Raw genomic sequence first — 16960 nt, 5'->3', positions numbered from 1 at the left:
TCCATTTAATTCGCAATAATTTACTAAAACGATACAAATTCTAGTGTATATATCCTGAAAAAAGTACTTGATAAATATAGTGCTATTTAATTGCCTATGCACCTATATTTTTATTTTTTAAATTTAAAATATTCATAAATTCTTCGTCTGATATGATTGAAATGTCTTTTTGTTGAGCTTTATCTAATTTACTCCCAGCATCTAATCCCACAACTAACATAGTTGTTTTAGAAGTTATATTATTAGATATTTCTGCTCCATTTTTAATTGCAATTTCTTGCATTGTATTTCTTGGATAATCACTTTTCCCAGTAAAACATACAACTTCGTCATGAAGTATATCTGTTGTTTCAATGTCTAAGTCAATATTCTCTAATGCTCTAGCTTTTATATGATTAGGATAATTTTTATTTTTAAACTTTGCCCCAACTGTTAACCAAGTTTGAGGTCTTACTATTCTTAAAATTTCATACACATTTTTTATATCAGACATTGCAGTATGTTGAACTTCAGCAGAAACCTTATAATGATTAACTAAGTTTTGCAGAGCATAACTTCCAAGTGTATTATCTTCCATTCTTATAGCTCTCATTGAACAATAAGTTGGATAATCTTCTGGTATCCATTCATAATGGACTAAAAACTTTTTATCAAAGGGACAATTATGTGCAACTATAGGATAAGGGTATTTTTTCAAAAAATTCTTGAATAAATTAATATATTTCTCATCTTCACTTATGTCATAAAATCCAAATCCATAACGTTTCTCACCCTTATAATTTTGTATTTCATTGCCTAAATAAAGCTGATCTACAATTTCATAATCTTCAACTACCAAACAAGCTACTTCATATATTCCAGAATGAACAGAAAAGTCTTGTGTTTCTAAATCAATTAAAATCATCTTATCCATTATAAATACTCCATTCTGTTAACTTACTAGAGCCAAATTTTTCATTTATGTATGACTTTACTGCCTCAACATTATAAAAATCCAAGGAAGAATCCTCAATTAATAAGTTAACATTTCCACCAAATATACTTTTTCTTATTGTGAAGGTTAATGACTTATTAATTTTTTTACCACTAATATCTATATCTTTATATTCCATAGTTGCTTTAAAAATTGGCATGAACTTATACCTTGCAGTCTCAACACCATCTTTTTGGATAATAACTAATGCATTATTATTTAGTTTATTCAACTCAAGTTTCTCATCAATATCAAATAGCCCTTGACCAGCTCTACAATTAATGCCTTTTAAAAAATCTCCATATCTTTCTTCACTAAGAAAGTGGTCTACATGTATTTTATTATTAGAATAATTAAGAACTGAACAATCAAAATCACCTAATATCTCTTGCAACATATTTCCCAATATCCATTCCCCCTTAACCATAATATATAATAATAAGTATTAGCTTGAACAATAAAATATCAATTAACAGCATTATACCACATATATACATTTAACCTATAATTATACATAGCATTTGTCAGCTATTTATTTATTTCTTCAACCAAACAATTTATAAGCCTATTAAAGTTTCTAGCTATTTGTTTTATATTACTATCTAAACTTTTTATATCTTTCATTATTGTTTTTATATTATTGTCAATCTCTTCAGGCTTCTTATTTTCAATTGTATTAACTTTTTCATCTACAGCCACCTCTAATTCTATTAAATTTATTCTTTGTAATGAGGAGTCTTTAATTATTGATTTTAAATTGCTTCCAACATAGATCCTTTCTTTTGCCACTTCCTTCTCATCTATTTCTTTGGTATTTTTTTGTGTTAAGTTACTCTTATAATCAATAAGCTTTCCATCATATGTATACCATACTTTTTCACCTTCATCCCAATGGAATTCAGTTAACTCTTTAATTTTATTCAGAATATTTTTAGAGGTACAATTTAATAAGGCTCTCCTTCCTATAACTTCCAAAATCACCTCTGGAGTATAATTTTCTTCCACTAACTTTTTTAATACTTCTTTTAATATACCTTTTTTTATTTCTTCCATATCAATTTCTTTTTGAGTAATAGCCATTTTTCCACCCCATTAACATATGAATGCAGTGGTAGGTTAACCCTCCGTTTCGGTATACCGAAACAGAGGGTTAGCCTACCACTAATAAATCTATATTCAAATACTCTTAATAATATAGCAAAAACATATAACCTAAATTTAAGGCTATATGTTTATATAAATTGTATTTTTGTTATTTTTATATAACTGGTGTTCTTATCATATGAGACATATAATTTATCAATAAAATTAATTACAAAGTTTCTTTTCGAAAGTTTCAATTTACTTATTTCTTCAGCTTCAATTTCCTTCTCATTTTTTTCATTAGAAAATATTATTTCTAGAAATTTATTTACTTCTTTATGAAAGTCTTCAAATTTAATTGGCTCTTCTTCAATCAAATCTTCATACTCTTTCTTTATATTATCATACCTCACTAGTATGTTTTTATTATAAATGCTTTGATTTTTAAGTGCTCTTTTCACGCTACTACTTTCTTCACTTTTCATGAGTTCCTCAATTATATTATTTTTACTCTCTAACTCACTAACTTTTTCATTTAATGCTTGTAAATATGCCTTGTAAGACTCTTTCTTCTCTTGAAAACTAAATTCATATTGTTTGTAGAGGTTATTAGCACTCTGTAATTTCATAGAAGTAAGTTCTTCTATAAAATTTAGAAATTCATTTTCAACCAGCTCCTTAGGTATCCTATGATTGCCCTTGCTTTGGTGATGATTTTTGTTATTGCAACAATAAACAGAAGTCTTTTTAGCTCCTGGATTTTTAGGAATCATCACCTCTTTGCATTCATCACAGTAGAGCTTATCTTTAAGAATAAATGGAGTAAAGTGAATGTATGGATCTGAACTATCTTCTCTTACCTTTCTATATTTCACAGTTTTGTCCCAATCATCTTTTTCTATTATCTCAATATCTGCATTATGCTTACCCTTAAATACATCTTTATGTTTTATTGGATTTCTCTTACCTCCACGTCTATTCCAAGTGATACAGCCTGTATAAGTTTCATTTTTAATAACTGCTTCAATTCTACTTTTAGTCCATCTTGAATAATGATGCCTATTATTCATAGCGTCTGCTATTCTTTTATAGCCTAATCCCATTTGATATAACTCAAATATATCCTCAACAGCCTTTCTTTCAAAATCTGACTTAATTAATATAGAATTTACCTTTCCTTGTTTTATACGAGCACTTTCGCTAACATAACCTAATGGTATCCTTCCACCAGCCCATACCCCTTTTTCTACACAAGATTTATTCCCTTCTTTTACTCTTGTTGCCAATATAGAGCTTTCAAGTTCTGCTACTGATGAGAGTATTAAATGTAAGAATCTATTTATATTTTCATTACCTGTATTTAAAGTTTCACCCTTTTTAGTGTAATGAATTTCTACTCCATATTTCTTAAATATGGCTTGAATTAAAAGAGCTTCCTCTGTAACCCTAGATAATCTATCTCTTGAATAAACAAGAAGATGTTTGAACATACCATTCTGTGCAGATATTATAAGTCTTCGAAGTTCTGGTCTGTTATGAAAGTTTTCCTCTTCTGAATCATATTTTAATTCTTTATTATAATACTTAGATGCTGAAGAGTTTTCCTCAAAAATCAATCTATCTTCAATAATAAATTTATCTTGTGCAAAGCTCATAGCTTCTTTTATCTGATTTTCTATTGAAAATCCATCTCTCTCCTGTTTCCTTGTGGACACCCTTGCATAAATCGCTGCAATATTTTCACTACAATAGTCTAACTGTACATGTCTTTCCATAAAATTTATCTACCTCCACTTTTTCAACGAAGCAATCAATTACATCTTTTAATGTGGTGTAATTTGATTCTGAAACTTCCAATTTATACTTTATCAAGTTAGTAATTTTAGATTCACTCAACTCCATTAAAGATTTATATCTAGACTCTAGCTCTCTAAGTTTTTCACTAATAATTACTTCTTCATTAGATAGACTCTCTATTTCTATTCTTAAATCCTTATCATTAGGATACTCTAAAAACTTTTCTACCTTTTCCCTTTGCAGATTTATATTCTTAATTAGATTTGCCTTGTTTTCTTTAATCTCATCTTTTATTTTCTCTTGTGCTTTCTTCTTTATTTCATTGTTAATATTTCTTAGCTTTATTACTAATAAGTTTTCTTTTGCTGCAGCATTAACTCTTTTGTAATTCATAGAATTGTTACATGTGCTACATTTATAATAATCTCCTTTAAGCTCCATTCTATTGTTACACTTCTTACAGTACACTTTTTCTAACAGTAATCTTTTAAATGGATTGTATACTCGAATACTTTTTTCGTCTCCTATCGTCGCCATCTTTTCAGCAGCTTTTAACCATGTCTCCTCTTCAATAATCCCTTCTACATTTTCACATTTGTAAAAGTAATCCAATGATACTGGAAGTTCTTCTCCTGTTTCTTTTTCAACTATATTAAATCCATTATACGAATAGTTTTCAGTATCAAATAAAGCACGTTTTGCATATATGGGCCTCTTCAAAATCTTTTCAATTTCTGATTTATTTTTTATGTCATTAAATTTTACATCTTTTAAAGCCTCATGTAAGTCATTAAAAGATTGTATATCCTCTCTTAGAAATGTTTTAAATATAAGTTCAATATCATTCTTTTCTCTAGGTACAGCTTTATATCCCTTTGCAAATCTTTTGTCTTCTATAATTACATTCTCAGAAACCATTAATCCATATGGTGGTTTCTGACCATATTCCCCAGCTTCTTTCTTCATTCTTTTTCCATTGTTCACTCTATCCCTAATATAAGTGGGTTCTAGTTCAGCAACTGCCATAAGTATATTATCAACAAAACTAGATAATGGGGAATTATCTACCTTAGTTTTAACATCATTTGTAAACAATATAGTAACACCATACTTTACTAGTGCGTTTTTAATTTCTAAATAATCCTCAAAAATTCTTGCTAATCTATCTCTTCTATAAACAATAACATACTTAAAATATCCAGCCTTAGCATCTTCAAGTAAGTTATGAAGCTTTTCACGTTGATTAATCTTATTTTTAGTAGCAGATATAGCTTCCTCATAAACTTTATACACTAAGAGATTTTTCTCAAAGGCATAGTTTTTACCAAGTGCTACTTGAGTTTCTAAAGACTCACTTTGTTTTGCACTAGACTGTCTTGCATATATTGCAGTATAAGTGTAAGGATCATTTATCATTTGCTTTATTAACTCCTGTTCTGTTGGAATCCTCTCCACATTCCTCACCTAATAAATAATTGCTTTCCACTAATAAATCTATTATGAACTTCATAAACCTATTACGAAAATCAATCTTATCCTTAAAAATAACCTCTATTTCTTGCTTCATGTTTAATCCTCCTTAATTATGTTGTTATAAAAAGTCATTAAGTTTTAAAATTTCTTTTAAGAAATATTTCATTAATAGTCATAGTGTATTTAAAGTTGTGCCGAAGATAATAAAAACTATATTGTTGTGGGAAACATCCAAACTTTGAATATATGCAGAAAAGAGTTTGGTAAACTTTATTGGAATTATAAATGTGTGATTTAGGGGGAATGTGCCAACCTGACTTGTAATCTATTACTTCTAATGTGTCTTCATCTAAAAAGTGAAGTTTATCAATCTTAGCAAAATATATATTCTTATCCTCCCTTGCCTTTATAAATTTATCAATTAGTATGTTTTCTTCTCCTTTATCTTTAGGGTTGTAATAATACTTAATTAAAGTGGTAACTGCCCTCATTTTATAAATATCTTCTTCTTTTTTGGAGTTGTAGCCTAGTGATAACCAATTATCATGTAAGATACTTAGTAAATTATCAAGAGATGTGACTTGACCACTAGGCAGTTGATTGAACTCAGATAAGGTTTTGTGAAGGGTAATATCAAAAGATAGGTATTTATTGATAGGTTTACTCACTTTTAACACCGCCTTGTGATAATAGCATGTGCAAAAGAAATAATATTATTCATGAAAATGAATTCATATTAATGAATAATGAGCAATAAAAAAAAGACCTAGTAAAACTAGATCTTAATTACTTTATTTGCTTCACTTTAAAGCAAGTTTCTATATTTAGCTTTATTTGATTTAACATTAACTTATTAAATTCTTTTTCATCTTTCACCCTAGGTAAAAATTCTATATACATCTTAATAAATTCTTCTAAGAAGTTTTGGAAAGATTCCTTACTTTTTATATTGCTTAGATTAGCCTTAATACATAGATTATCATCATTTTGAACTACTGTTAACTCACCATTATAATCATAAAATATAGGTACTTCATTTAGTGGAATATTTAAAACTTGTACCATTTTATTTAATAGTTCAAGCTGAAAAGAATCCGACTTCCCATTCTCGATGTTATTTAATAATCCTGAAGAAATGTTTAATTGATCAGATAATTCTAATGTTGTTAAATCTTTTTTCTTTCTATATTCTCGCACCTTTTCTCCAAAGACTTTGTATATCATGGATGATCACCCCTCCATAATAAATTATGGACAAGTATTTTTTTAATATACAAAGTCTCACATAAATTAATTATTTCATTATAAATTACATTTGGCAAATTATCCATAGCTAACTTACTTATTATATACTATATTTAAAAACCTATATAAATTTATTCTTAAATAATCTTTATTATTCTATCTATTGTATCAAAATTACATTTTTTGGCAACCACTTTTAAGTTATGAATGTATTCTTCACTATTTAATATTATAATTAATTTTTCTTTTCCTCTCGTCGTTGCAACATAATGTTCATTTTTGTCTCTATTCCAGTGTAATTTAAAGTCATCTGAAAAGATAATCACTTGTTCAAACTCTAATCCCTTAGCTGAGTGTATAGTCATTATTTTATGCTTATATTCTTTCCCATTAAAGGCATTATCATATTGATTGTCAAGTATAGATTCAATAAACTTTGAAATTTCATCATCACTTCTAAATGGTATTTGCAAAATATTGAATAATTCTATTATACTCCCTTCAATTTCAGCTTCAGTTACATCACTTTTTCTTAGTCTATAAATTACTTGATCTATTGTTTTAATCTCATTTTTACTTAATTCAACTGGTAAGCAGTTTATTAAATCATAAACAGTGTAATTGCTATTTTTTACATATTTTGCAAGTTCAATAAGTATAGTTGCATTTTCCGTTCCTAGATCATCTAATGGTGTCCTAGGAACATATACAAAGTTATATCCATTTTTATTTATTTCATTTTCCAAATCCTTTGCAATTGTTTTTGCTACCCTTAAAAGTATAACAATTTCCTTTTCTAAATCTAAAATATCTAATGGATTAATATCACTTTCTATTCCAATAACATTCTGCACTTCATCTACTATCTTATAATCCCTAGTATCATGCCTTTCTAATATATTTGCATAATTTTGTATATCGCAACAACATCTGAAATTTTCCTTTAACTCATACTTACTAAAACCATTATTATTATCATTTATTAAGTCATTAAAAAGTTCAGGTTTAGCTCCCCTCCACTGGTAAATTGATTGTTTTGGATCACCAACAATAAATAACTTAATGCCAAGTGCATCTTTTATATACATAAATAATTTGTGCATATCCTGGTCACAATCTTGATATTCATCTATAAATAACTTAAAATATCTTGCTTGAATATATTGCTTAGCTACTCTCGATTTTAATAGTATCTGAAGAGCTAATTCAAACTTAAAATTCTTTTTGTTATCTTTATAAGTACCTAATTTATTCTTATATTTAATTAAATCCAATCCTTCTTTAAAAGTATCAAATTTATCTACATTATAAACAACTTCGAATTGATCTGAATATTCATTTCCAAAAGCATCTTTTATAAATGGTTTTATAATTTCTTGCTCAACAAAACCATCGTTAGTACCTATAAAGTGCCCCCTAGTTTTTCCAGATAATCTATCCTTAATTTCTTTTGCTGCCTTTCTGGTAAATGTTATTGCTGCAATTTTATAGTGCTTTTTATTGCTCTCTAGGTCATTTATTATTTTCTTAGTAAGTGTTGTAGTTTTCCCTGATCCTGCCCCAGCTGTAACTAATATATTTCCATTATCATGCAAAATACTTTCTCTATCTTTTTCATCTATCAAATTAACTCAACTCCCTCAGACAATTAAACTTATCACTTTCATAGATTTTTATACAATCATCTTTTGTTAAGCCTTCAACTAACTCAACCATATTTAATAACTTTTTATCTTGCATGTAATCAACCACTTTATCAATTGGTTTTTCTAAAATTTCTGCCATTCGTTCCCCAATAACACTGAATAAGTCATTTTCCAAATCTACTTCAGATAAATATATACATCTTTTTTTAAGTTCAGTTATTAAACTTTCATGACTTGTATATAACTGTTGCTTCTTATTTTTTAATTCGATATGTTTATCTTTTTTTGTTGTTGTAGAATCAAATGGCATTTGTATATTGTCGAGTTTAGATTTATTTAATAATTCTAAACATCTATTTAATCCAAGCAATTCATACTCATTTGATGTACCTTTTTTATTTTTTAAATCATTATCAGTTTTGACACTAGTTTCAATATCTAACCCATTAAGTACTTCAAAGTATGGTTTAAAATGTGTGCCTGTTACTTGTAAAATATATCCCCCATTTAACTCATATTCTGGATTAACCTCATCTAAAACTTTTTCAAATAAAATTTTTTCTGATGGTCCTTCTATTAGAAGCACCTTCTCTGCAAATAATGCATTTGATAATTCCTTATTTAGTTTCTTTTTAGTAATTTTATAACTTGAGTCTATTCTATATAGATATGAATCACATTCTATTTTATCCTGTGAATGTATTCTAATTAACATTGCTTTATCCATCTCATATAAAATTTCTGAAGAATGTGTTGAAATGAAGATGTACTTATAAATATCTTCTTCAAAAAATTGTTTAGACAACGCTATTTGCATAGATCTGTGAAAGTTATTCTCAGGTTCTTCTAATAAATAGACAACTACTTTATCCTCATATTTTTTTTTGTTTAAATAATTAAATAGTGAATATGATAACATTTTTCTTCTTCCATCCCCAGAGGTTGGATAATGATTTTCATCTCCATCTCTTTTTATATATGGTATTATATCCGAAAAAAAGCCTTTCACAGCCATTTCTGATTTCATTTCAATCTTAATACTCTCTTTTTTTAGTTTTTTATACTCTTCAGTTATTTCTGCTTGAAAACTACTTATAGTAGTCATTTTGCCTATTTGCTTATTTACTTCATCTGTTAAAGCATTAATATCTCTAATTATTTGTTTATCTCCTTCTGTATTAGAATTCTCATTAAATATGTACCTTTTATTTTTCTCAAATAGTCTTTCTAAATCAATTAAGGGATCTATATATACTAATTTAAATATATTGTCTATTGCATATGAAGTTCCTTTGAATGGAATATCCTTAAGATTCTGCAAGTCATCTCCCCATTTCATTATAGGTTCTCCAAAAACTTCTTTTTCGTCAAATTCTCCTTCTACTCTTATATAAAAAATATCCCCTCGTTGAGAATTCCGAACCCATCCATCTCTAGTTTCTGAAACAAACTTCTTAGTATCTTCACTTTGATCAAAATCTGATAAATCTAATGTTAAAGTTATTTCAATCTTTTCCTTAATATTATTTTTATGATAGTCTGTAGGCAAGAACCCATTTTTTCTCACTTCTTTATCTAATAAAAATCTCAAACTACATAGAAAGTTCGTTTTACCAACATCATTCATCCCAAATATTACATTCTTATTATCGAGTTTTATATTTATGTTCTTAAAATTTCTAAAATTACTTATCTGTAAATTTTCAAACTTCATCTTAGTTCCCCCATTAATTAAATAATTTGATTTTATATATTAAATTAATAAAAAACTATATCATAGTATATTAGCTGTATAAGAATTAAAAGCTTCTACAATTGAACACTACTTTTAATATAGATTTTATGGCATTCTGTATTCGGTATAACAATTTTACTAGGACTTAATTCATTTATTTTACTTATAATATTATTATCTGGATGATTGTATCTATTATAAATACCAAAAGGTACAATCCAAAACGAAAAATCATTTATGTCATCTAATATTTCTTTACTCCAAGAATTACTGGATCCATGGTGTGGAACCTGAACAATTAAAATGCTATTAAGAAAATGTTTAAAATGCTTTATGATTTCTTTATAGCAACTTCTTAAGGTTATATCACCAAAAAGTATTGTTCCACTTAAGTTTTGTTGATGAACAATACTAACTCTATCAAATTTATAGTGACTATAGAGGTTGTAGCAATGCCTCTTAGTTATATTCCTATATTTTTTTTCGTTAGCACATATGTGTTGTCTTTCATTAAAAACATAATTATCACTAATTACATTTCTCGGTAAAGGTCCATGAAACATGATTATAGAAGTGTTGTTTATTTCCCATACCTTCTTATATATTTTTTTAAGTTTTCTCCTTTTTACTTTATCAACAACAATTTCAATTATTTTTTCTGTAGAACTTACATCATATCCTTCCGCTTTCAGCAGTTTATAAAATTCATCTATCTCTACTTGATCACAACTATAGTTGAAAAATCTAAATAGCCATAAATTCTTAAAAATTATGAATCCATCATGTGTCTTAAAAAGTAACTTTTCAGTCCTTTCAATTAATTCTTTGTTTAGCACATTGTTTTTAAATTCATTATCATCTCTCAATGTAATATTTAACTCATTATCTACTAGGTCGTATAGTTTATCTTCCAATATTACTTCATTAGAGGTTTTATCCCCTCCCATTACTATTATTTGTTTAACTCCTTTATCTAATAAATAGTTAATAGGGTCAGATAAAAACTCGTAATAACTATCTAATTCATATGGATATTTAAGTGAAATTATTAATCTTTCAATCGGATCAACGTATGGAATTACTATCGTTTCTACTTGTAATTCACTTAATAATTTATCTAATTGATTTACATGATCACCATCAAAGTGCGATAAAACTAATAAATTCAGAATATTATTGCATCTCTTCATTGACCAATGAAAATCTTCAATTTCCCAAGATATAAACTTTTGACTACTATGCGTACCACAGTCGTATACAAAAGAAAATTCACTTTCTTTATTATAAATACATCCTGAATAGAACATACCTTGTCCTACATTGTGAAAAGTAGTGTCACATTTAATATTCATAATCATCTCTCCTTTTTCTTTCATATTTCATTTATCCACTTACATAATCAAACACTTCCTACTTTTATTTAGCAAAATAATTAATAAATGAATATTTCTCGATCTTATTATACCAGAGTATGTAATATTATGTTATTATTTGTATAAAAAAATAAAAGTTACCTGTAAATAGATAACTTTTATAAAAGTTCTTTGCTATGTCTTTATCCATATATTACTTTAAGTAAAAATTCTATTGAACGAGCAAATAAACTTAACTCCTCTTCTTTCTCTCAACTTTTATGTACAATGGTTCCACCTTAAAACCTGTGTTTCTGAAGTAGGTGCATCTGCTCCCTGTCCTGTGGTAAGTTCTATTTCTATGCCTTCTTCCTTAAAGAAACCTTGATTTATTGCTGCATACATTGGTGCATAGAAAATTGATCTAGTAACTTCATTTAGTCTAATCTTAGTAACTGTAGTGTCTTTCTTTGGTGTGCATCCTACAAAAGCTGTAGCAAAGATAAATAAGATTGTGACAATGGCTGTTAATTTGAAATACTTTTTCCTCATGTTTTACCTCCTTAAACTCTTCCTTTTAGTTCTCCGCTCTTTGAACCCTTGGAATTTTTATGAACTAGTTTTTAAGCATAATCCATAATATGATTTAAGAAGTAAAAGTGTTATTAAATAATAGTTGCATAAGAATTATTATTAAAACTTATTTCTCATGAAGATTTTACTAAGTAATAAAACCAAAGCTCCTAACTTTGGTTTACTTTACTGTATTTATTAAATTAATTAATTCTTCTTTAGTTTTAACTTTATCTTCAAACTTATCTTGTAAATACTTAGGCATATCATTAATAAATATAGCTAAACATTTTTTATACTACTAAAATTTTTACATTTCTTTTTTCCAATACTTTAATGCATCATTAAAATACGAATTTGCTTCTTCTTCTGACTTAAAAGATTTTTTAGGAATTATGTGTGCCTCAAATTCTTTTATATAAATGTAAATATAAGAATCATCTTGTTTTATTTTAGTAATTCCATTCCATAAACTCAAACTATCATTTACTTTTGTTATCTCTCTTACTCCTTCTTCACTGATTTCTATTGAATGTTCCCCAATAATTCCTTCATTTCTTTTTGAAAACTTTTTAATTCCCAGCTTCATAAAAAATAACATCAAGCAATATGACATAGGTATTGATAAAATTATTTGTTGAATAACTTGCTCCATTGATTCAAAATCAAGAAATGAAATAAATGCAACTAAAAATATTATTGCAATAACATTCGTATAAAATTTAAATTTAGCTTTTGAATCATATCTAATATTATATTTAGTAAAATTCCAACAATCATCTGGGGTTATATTTGTTACTACTTTCAATTTATTTTCCCACCTTTAAACTATCTATATATTTCTTAATAAATTAATTTACCTTTTTTTTGAAATTGTATCATGGTTTAACAGAGTAATAACTATTTTGTAACTTATCACACTCTAGCCATTACTTAAATATCCAGATTTAGCTAGGTTAATTAACATGCTTTGGCTTTTTGTAAAGCTTGACCATCATCAACGAAGCGGACTTGAGTGTTTATTATATGATGAACGCTCAATATCCTATGATAATAGTCGTCTATATTCATCAAAACACCTTTTAGCTTCTTGCATTCTACCTAACTTAGTCAGTATTAATCCCTTATTATAGAAAAAATCTGCATCATTTGGATTAAGTTTTATTGCCTCATCAAAACACAAAAGTGCTTCTTCTCTTCTTCCTACTTCATATAAATTGTTGCCTTTATTATAATAAGCTATGTCATCGTCTGGTTCTAATTCTATAACTTTATCATAACATTTAATTGCCTCATTAAATTCTCCTAATTTCTGTAACACAAAGCCTTTCTCAAAGTATGCATTTGACTTGTATTGGTCTAATCTAATAGCTTTATCATACATTTCAATTGCTTCCTCTAGTTTACCTATAATATATAACTGATTTCCTTTATTAAAATAAAATGAAGGTTCCTCTGAGTTGATACTAATACTTTTGTCATAGCACTTAATAGCATCTTCGCTTTTATCTAACAAACCATAGGCATTACCCATGTTATAATAACCGTATGGATCTTGTTCCCTTAATTCTAACCCTTTTTTAAAATTTAATATTGCTTCTTCATAACTTCCTAAATCCTGATATGCATTTCCAATATTGAAATAAGCCTCTGCGCATTTGGGATTTAATTCTAATATTTTGTTGTATTTTTCTATCCCTTTGTGATATTCTCCATTATCACATAATTCAAGACCTTCCTTATTAAAATTAGAAGTTATTTCATATTTGCTTAACTCTTTCAAGTAATTAATCATCCCTTCACTTTTTATTCCTATAAACTGTAATCTATAATAGTGAATTAGCATTTATTATTTTCTTCTCATATTCTTTAATCTTTTCTCTAGTAATTTCATAAAGTTTTTCTTCAAGATTACGGATTTCAGTATCAACATTTTCTATTTCACTTTCATTATTAGTAATCATCAGCTTACCATATACCTTGCATAGTCTTTCTTTGTGTTGATTTCCTCCAGCGTATCCTCACCAGTAATTCTCTTATCCTCCTCAGGAGAATACATTATAAAAAATTGCTTAAAATTGCTGCGAGCTTGAGTTAGAGAATACTTTCCATTGGGCCCCCCTAGGACTCTATCTGCATTTGAATCGTTTTGTTCATCATCTTCCCAATTACAAATTAAACAAATATCATATAGCCCTTGATCATCTAATGTAGGATATCCACAACAAGGACATTTAAATCTTTCCTTATACTTACTTACCACTAAATCACCTCTCGACTCATTTTGTCTAACGTTTCGCACTCAAGATGTTTCTTGACCTAGCCAAACTTAGCTTGGCTCAGGAATGTGCCTTGTTATCTTGTAAAATTTTCTATCATTTAATCCTATACTCAAATTAATGATATTTACCTACAACAAAAATCTCCACCAAGGTAGACTACAAAATTTTGTTAGATGATGCCCATTTACAATTGTACTTTATTCAAAGATAATTATATAAAAATGTTTATGTATTCCCTTGTAAAGTTGAATCATCGTACTTTTTAATAAATCTCTTCAACTGGTCTAAGCACTGAAACATAAAGCTCTGATCGCTACCAAAATCAAACTTTAGCTCATTCTCAGACATTCTTTCTGAAACCATACCTTTAATTGAAATATGACCTTTGTTATCAAAAACAAGGCTAAACTCCACTTCACATTCACAAGATATAAATTTTACTTCTCCACTTATATCTTGATAACAACGATTAAGTTGCTCATATAGCATAGCGAAATCTTTAGTAGTTAGCCATATTTCTATCTTTGCATAAAAGTCTCCACTCTTTACCTCTACAGATCCTTTAGCATCATACCCGCCTAAATAGCTAGTTTGATTAGGAAATCCATATACTTCCTCTATATTAAACTTTATAAATGAATTGTATCCACCTATTACTATCTCTTCCATATAAAAAACCTCCAAATCAAAAATGAATATAATATACGTGTAATGCCTTTACTGGCTGTAAAAGGGTTTGGACTAACGTCTCATACTTAAGATGCTTATTCACCCAGCCAAACTTGGCTAGGTTAAGGAATATGCTTTTGCTTCTTCGGAGTCTTAACCCTATATTAAGCAAAGGGAACTTGAGTTCATTGTTATAAGAAGTCACCTTTGGCAGCATTAACTTTTATTATCTCAGAATAAACTGGATTTTTGTGCCTCAAACACCCGAATAGATAACAATCCTTTTCAATAAATGGTTGATAGTAACTCTGTATTATCTTCCCACGTTTAACTTTATCATAACTATTTCGAAACTCTGTTATTTCTCTAAACGCATTAGTTACTTGATACTTTTTGCTTTCTTCATCTATTTCATCATCTTCTATAATGTCTTTTATTAATTCATCTTTATCTTTGAGAGTATCAATAAAAAGCTTATCTATAGTATTTTCATAACCTAATTGCTTAAGTGCAAATATATACATTTCAAAATCTTGAGGAGAAATAGCAACCTCCTCAAATGCTATTGGATATAACTCGGTAACTTTGTTTAAATCCTTTATTTCATAGTAAATATTTATAATATCTACTGTATCAACTTCAAATGTTTTATCTTCTCCATTATTTAATAAATATTTAGCAACTGTTTCAGCCTCTCTTTCAATTCCTAGTTTTGCTAAAGTCATTCCATAGTTTAGATATGGTCGAAATGTATAATGTTTTAATTTTCTTTTTAAGTGAGAATTATAGAAGTGTACCTTTGCCTCTTTGAATTTATTCTGTCTGTAAAGGGCTACACCTAAGTTGTTTAAATTCGCTGAAGTTTGTTCTATCTCAATAGCTTTTTTAAGTACAAATTCTGCCTTACTATCTTCATTCTTGGTTAAATACGCTTCCCCTAATACTGAGTATGGAATATGAGATTGAGGATTTAAATTAACAGCTTTTTCTAACACAGTTATAGCCTTATCCTCTCGATATCTCCACCCTTCACCATTAGGTTCACCCTCATAAAGATAGAAATACCCTAGATTAGTCAACGTTTGAATGCATGGAATTATTTCAACTCCATACTTCAAAATTTCGTAAGCTCTCTCAAAATCCCTCGTCTCCATATATGCACTTGCTAATTTACCTATTAAACCCTCATCTAAAGAATTGCTATTGAATTGGCTTTGTAATTCATATCTAATTTTATCGAAATCCATGTTCCCCTCCATACTATACTTCCTTAAAGATGATGTCTTATAACGTTTCGTACTTCCGACGCTTATTAACCTAGCCATACTTGGCTTGGTTAATAAATTTACTTTAGCTACTGCAAAGGCTTGACCATCATATGTAAAATTCGACTTGAGTGCACTGTTAGTTGATTGAAAGCGTTTCACTTATTCTTCAATTGAATATATTGATAAGTTATTTGCAATTATTTTAAATTCACTTAAATTTAGAAATTTTTCTGGACCATCCATTAGTATGTTAAGTTCAAAACTTTCTTCTTCATACAGATACACTTCATTCCAGATACAATAACTTCCACATATATTACTAGGTATTACTGCAAACTTAACACCAGTAAATACCAAATTGTGAATTCCTCTGTTTTTCATACATGCATTACAGTCAATTGTAAGTATTAATTCATATTCAGATACATTTTCTATAGATACTACTTTTGAATCATGAAGATCATATTCTTTTTCTAAATTTATAATACCCATAGGGAGACTGCTTTCTATTGCTTTGTAATGACTGTTGTAGTCATTACAAGTTTTTCTAAATTTTTCGAAAAAAATATTAAAATTATTTTTACCCTCAACTTGCATCTCTTCATATAGTTTTCTTGTAAATACTCTCAAAATAACTACTCCTATTTATAATAATTAATCGTGAAATCACATAAGTAAATTATACCATTTATGCCTTTTACCTACATCTGAATATTTAAATAAATTAGCATTATTTGTATCTTCTTCCAATAAAAAAGTTTGCTGAACACTTTCAACAAACTTAACTCTCTCTTCTTTTCCTCTTAATTTTTATTTACAACGATTCTGCTTTAAAATCTGCACTTTTAAAGTAATAACATCTAA

The 16960-nt window shown here is 27.9% G+C and carries 19 protein-coding genes; all 19 read right to left on the bottom strand.

What is annotated here, in order from left to right; genetic code table 11:
* Window positions 1-94: 94 nt before the first annotated feature.
* On the bottom strand, window positions 95-913 hold the full coding sequence (locus C661_RS0103590; RefSeq protein ID WP_017413929.1) for a BRCT domain-containing protein: 819 nt from the start codon (window positions 911-913) through the stop codon (window positions 95-97).
* Complete coding sequence (locus C661_RS0103585; protein ID WP_242825974.1) at window positions 906-1370, bottom strand: hypothetical protein; 465 nt, start codon at window positions 1368-1370, stop codon at window positions 906-908. The genes C661_RS0103590 and C661_RS0103585 overlap by 8 nt, the downstream gene beginning before the upstream one ends.
* 131 nt (window positions 1371-1501) lie before the next feature.
* Window positions 1502-2053 (bottom strand): hypothetical protein, encoded by a 552-nt coding sequence (locus tag C661_RS0103580; RefSeq protein WP_017413927.1) that lies wholly within the window; start codon window positions 2051-2053, stop codon window positions 1502-1504.
* A 152-nt stretch (window positions 2054-2205) separates the two neighbouring features.
* Window positions 2206-3831, bottom strand: a complete 1626-nt coding sequence (locus tag C661_RS0103575) for a recombinase family protein (RefSeq protein WP_017413926.1) — start codon at window positions 3829-3831, stop codon at window positions 2206-2208.
* Window positions 3800-5308 (bottom strand): recombinase family protein, encoded by a 1509-nt coding sequence (locus tag C661_RS0103570; RefSeq protein ID WP_157785673.1) that lies wholly within the window; start codon window positions 5306-5308, stop codon window positions 3800-3802. The genes C661_RS0103575 and C661_RS0103570 overlap by 32 nt, the downstream gene beginning before the upstream one ends.
* Window positions 5259-5420 (bottom strand): hypothetical protein, encoded by a 162-nt coding sequence (locus C661_RS23550; RefSeq protein ID WP_017413924.1) that lies wholly within the window; start codon window positions 5418-5420, stop codon window positions 5259-5261. Before C661_RS23550 ends, C661_RS0103570 begins: the two co-directional genes overlap by 50 nt.
* 37 nt (window positions 5421-5457) lie before the next feature.
* Entirely contained in the window at window positions 5458-5994 is a 537-nt protein-coding gene (locus tag C661_RS0103560) for a hypothetical protein (protein WP_017413923.1), read from the bottom strand.
* 118 nt (window positions 5995-6112) lie between these two features.
* The gene (locus C661_RS21240) at window positions 6113-6550 is read right to left on the bottom strand and encodes a helix-turn-helix domain-containing protein (protein WP_017413922.1); all 438 of its coding nucleotides are present in this window, start codon (window positions 6548-6550) and stop codon (window positions 6113-6115) included.
* Between the two features lie 158 nt (window positions 6551-6708).
* The gene (locus tag C661_RS0103550; RefSeq protein ID WP_017413921.1) at window positions 6709-8196 is read right to left on the bottom strand and encodes an ATP-dependent helicase; all 1488 of its coding nucleotides are present in this window, start codon (window positions 8194-8196) and stop codon (window positions 6709-6711) included.
* 1 nt (window position 8197) lies between these two features.
* On the bottom strand, window positions 8198-9931 hold the full coding sequence (locus C661_RS0103545) for an ATP-dependent nuclease (RefSeq protein WP_017413920.1): 1734 nt from the start codon (window positions 9929-9931) through the stop codon (window positions 8198-8200).
* A 95-nt stretch (window positions 9932-10026) separates the two neighbouring features.
* Window positions 10027-11304, bottom strand: coding sequence for a ComEC/Rec2 family competence protein (locus C661_RS0103540; RefSeq protein ID WP_017413919.1), 1278 nt, complete (start codon window positions 11302-11304; stop codon window positions 10027-10029).
* A 279-nt stretch (window positions 11305-11583) separates the two neighbouring features.
* The gene (locus C661_RS0103535; RefSeq protein WP_017413918.1) at window positions 11584-11856 is read right to left on the bottom strand and encodes an ABC transporter substrate-binding protein; all 273 of its coding nucleotides are present in this window, start codon (window positions 11854-11856) and stop codon (window positions 11584-11586) included.
* 331 nt (window positions 11857-12187) lie between these two features.
* Window positions 12188-12685: a YcxB family protein gene (locus C661_RS0103530; RefSeq protein ID WP_017413917.1), complete on the bottom strand. Its 498-nt coding sequence runs from the start codon at window positions 12683-12685 to the stop codon at window positions 12188-12190.
* A gap of 237 nt (window positions 12686-12922) precedes the next feature.
* On the bottom strand, window positions 12923-13660 hold the full coding sequence (locus C661_RS0103525; RefSeq protein ID WP_192812643.1) for a tetratricopeptide repeat protein: 738 nt from the start codon (window positions 13658-13660) through the stop codon (window positions 12923-12925).
* 43 nt (window positions 13661-13703) lie between these two features.
* Entirely contained in the window at window positions 13704-13841 is a 138-nt protein-coding gene (locus C661_RS23545) for a hypothetical protein (RefSeq protein WP_017413915.1), read from the bottom strand.
* A complete protein-coding gene (locus tag C661_RS21235; protein ID WP_242825969.1) occupies window positions 13841-14179 on the bottom strand; it encodes a CPCC family cysteine-rich protein in 339 nt (112 codons plus the stop codon). Before C661_RS21235 ends, C661_RS23545 begins: the two co-directional genes overlap by 1 nt.
* A 205-nt stretch (window positions 14180-14384) precedes the next feature.
* Window positions 14385-14828, bottom strand: a complete 444-nt coding sequence (locus C661_RS0103510; RefSeq protein ID WP_017413913.1) for a WapI family immunity protein — start codon at window positions 14826-14828, stop codon at window positions 14385-14387.
* A 191-nt stretch (window positions 14829-15019) separates the two neighbouring features.
* Window positions 15020-16075 (bottom strand): tetratricopeptide repeat protein, encoded by a 1056-nt coding sequence (locus C661_RS0103505; protein ID WP_017413912.1) that lies wholly within the window; start codon window positions 16073-16075, stop codon window positions 15020-15022.
* Window positions 16076-16255: 180 nt separating this feature from the next.
* On the bottom strand, window positions 16256-16726 hold the full coding sequence (locus C661_RS0103500) for a DUF4085 family protein (protein ID WP_017413911.1): 471 nt from the start codon (window positions 16724-16726) through the stop codon (window positions 16256-16258).
* Between the last annotated feature and the right edge of the window lie 234 nt (window positions 16727-16960).

The sequence above is a fragment of the Clostridium tunisiense TJ genome (assembly GCF_000300195.1).
GTDB classification, from domain to species: Bacteria; Bacillota; Clostridia; order Clostridiales; family Clostridiaceae; genus Clostridium_J; species Clostridium_J tunisiense.
Note: the sequence above shows the minus strand (reverse complement) of the source record. Positions and strands in the feature narration are given on the sequence as shown.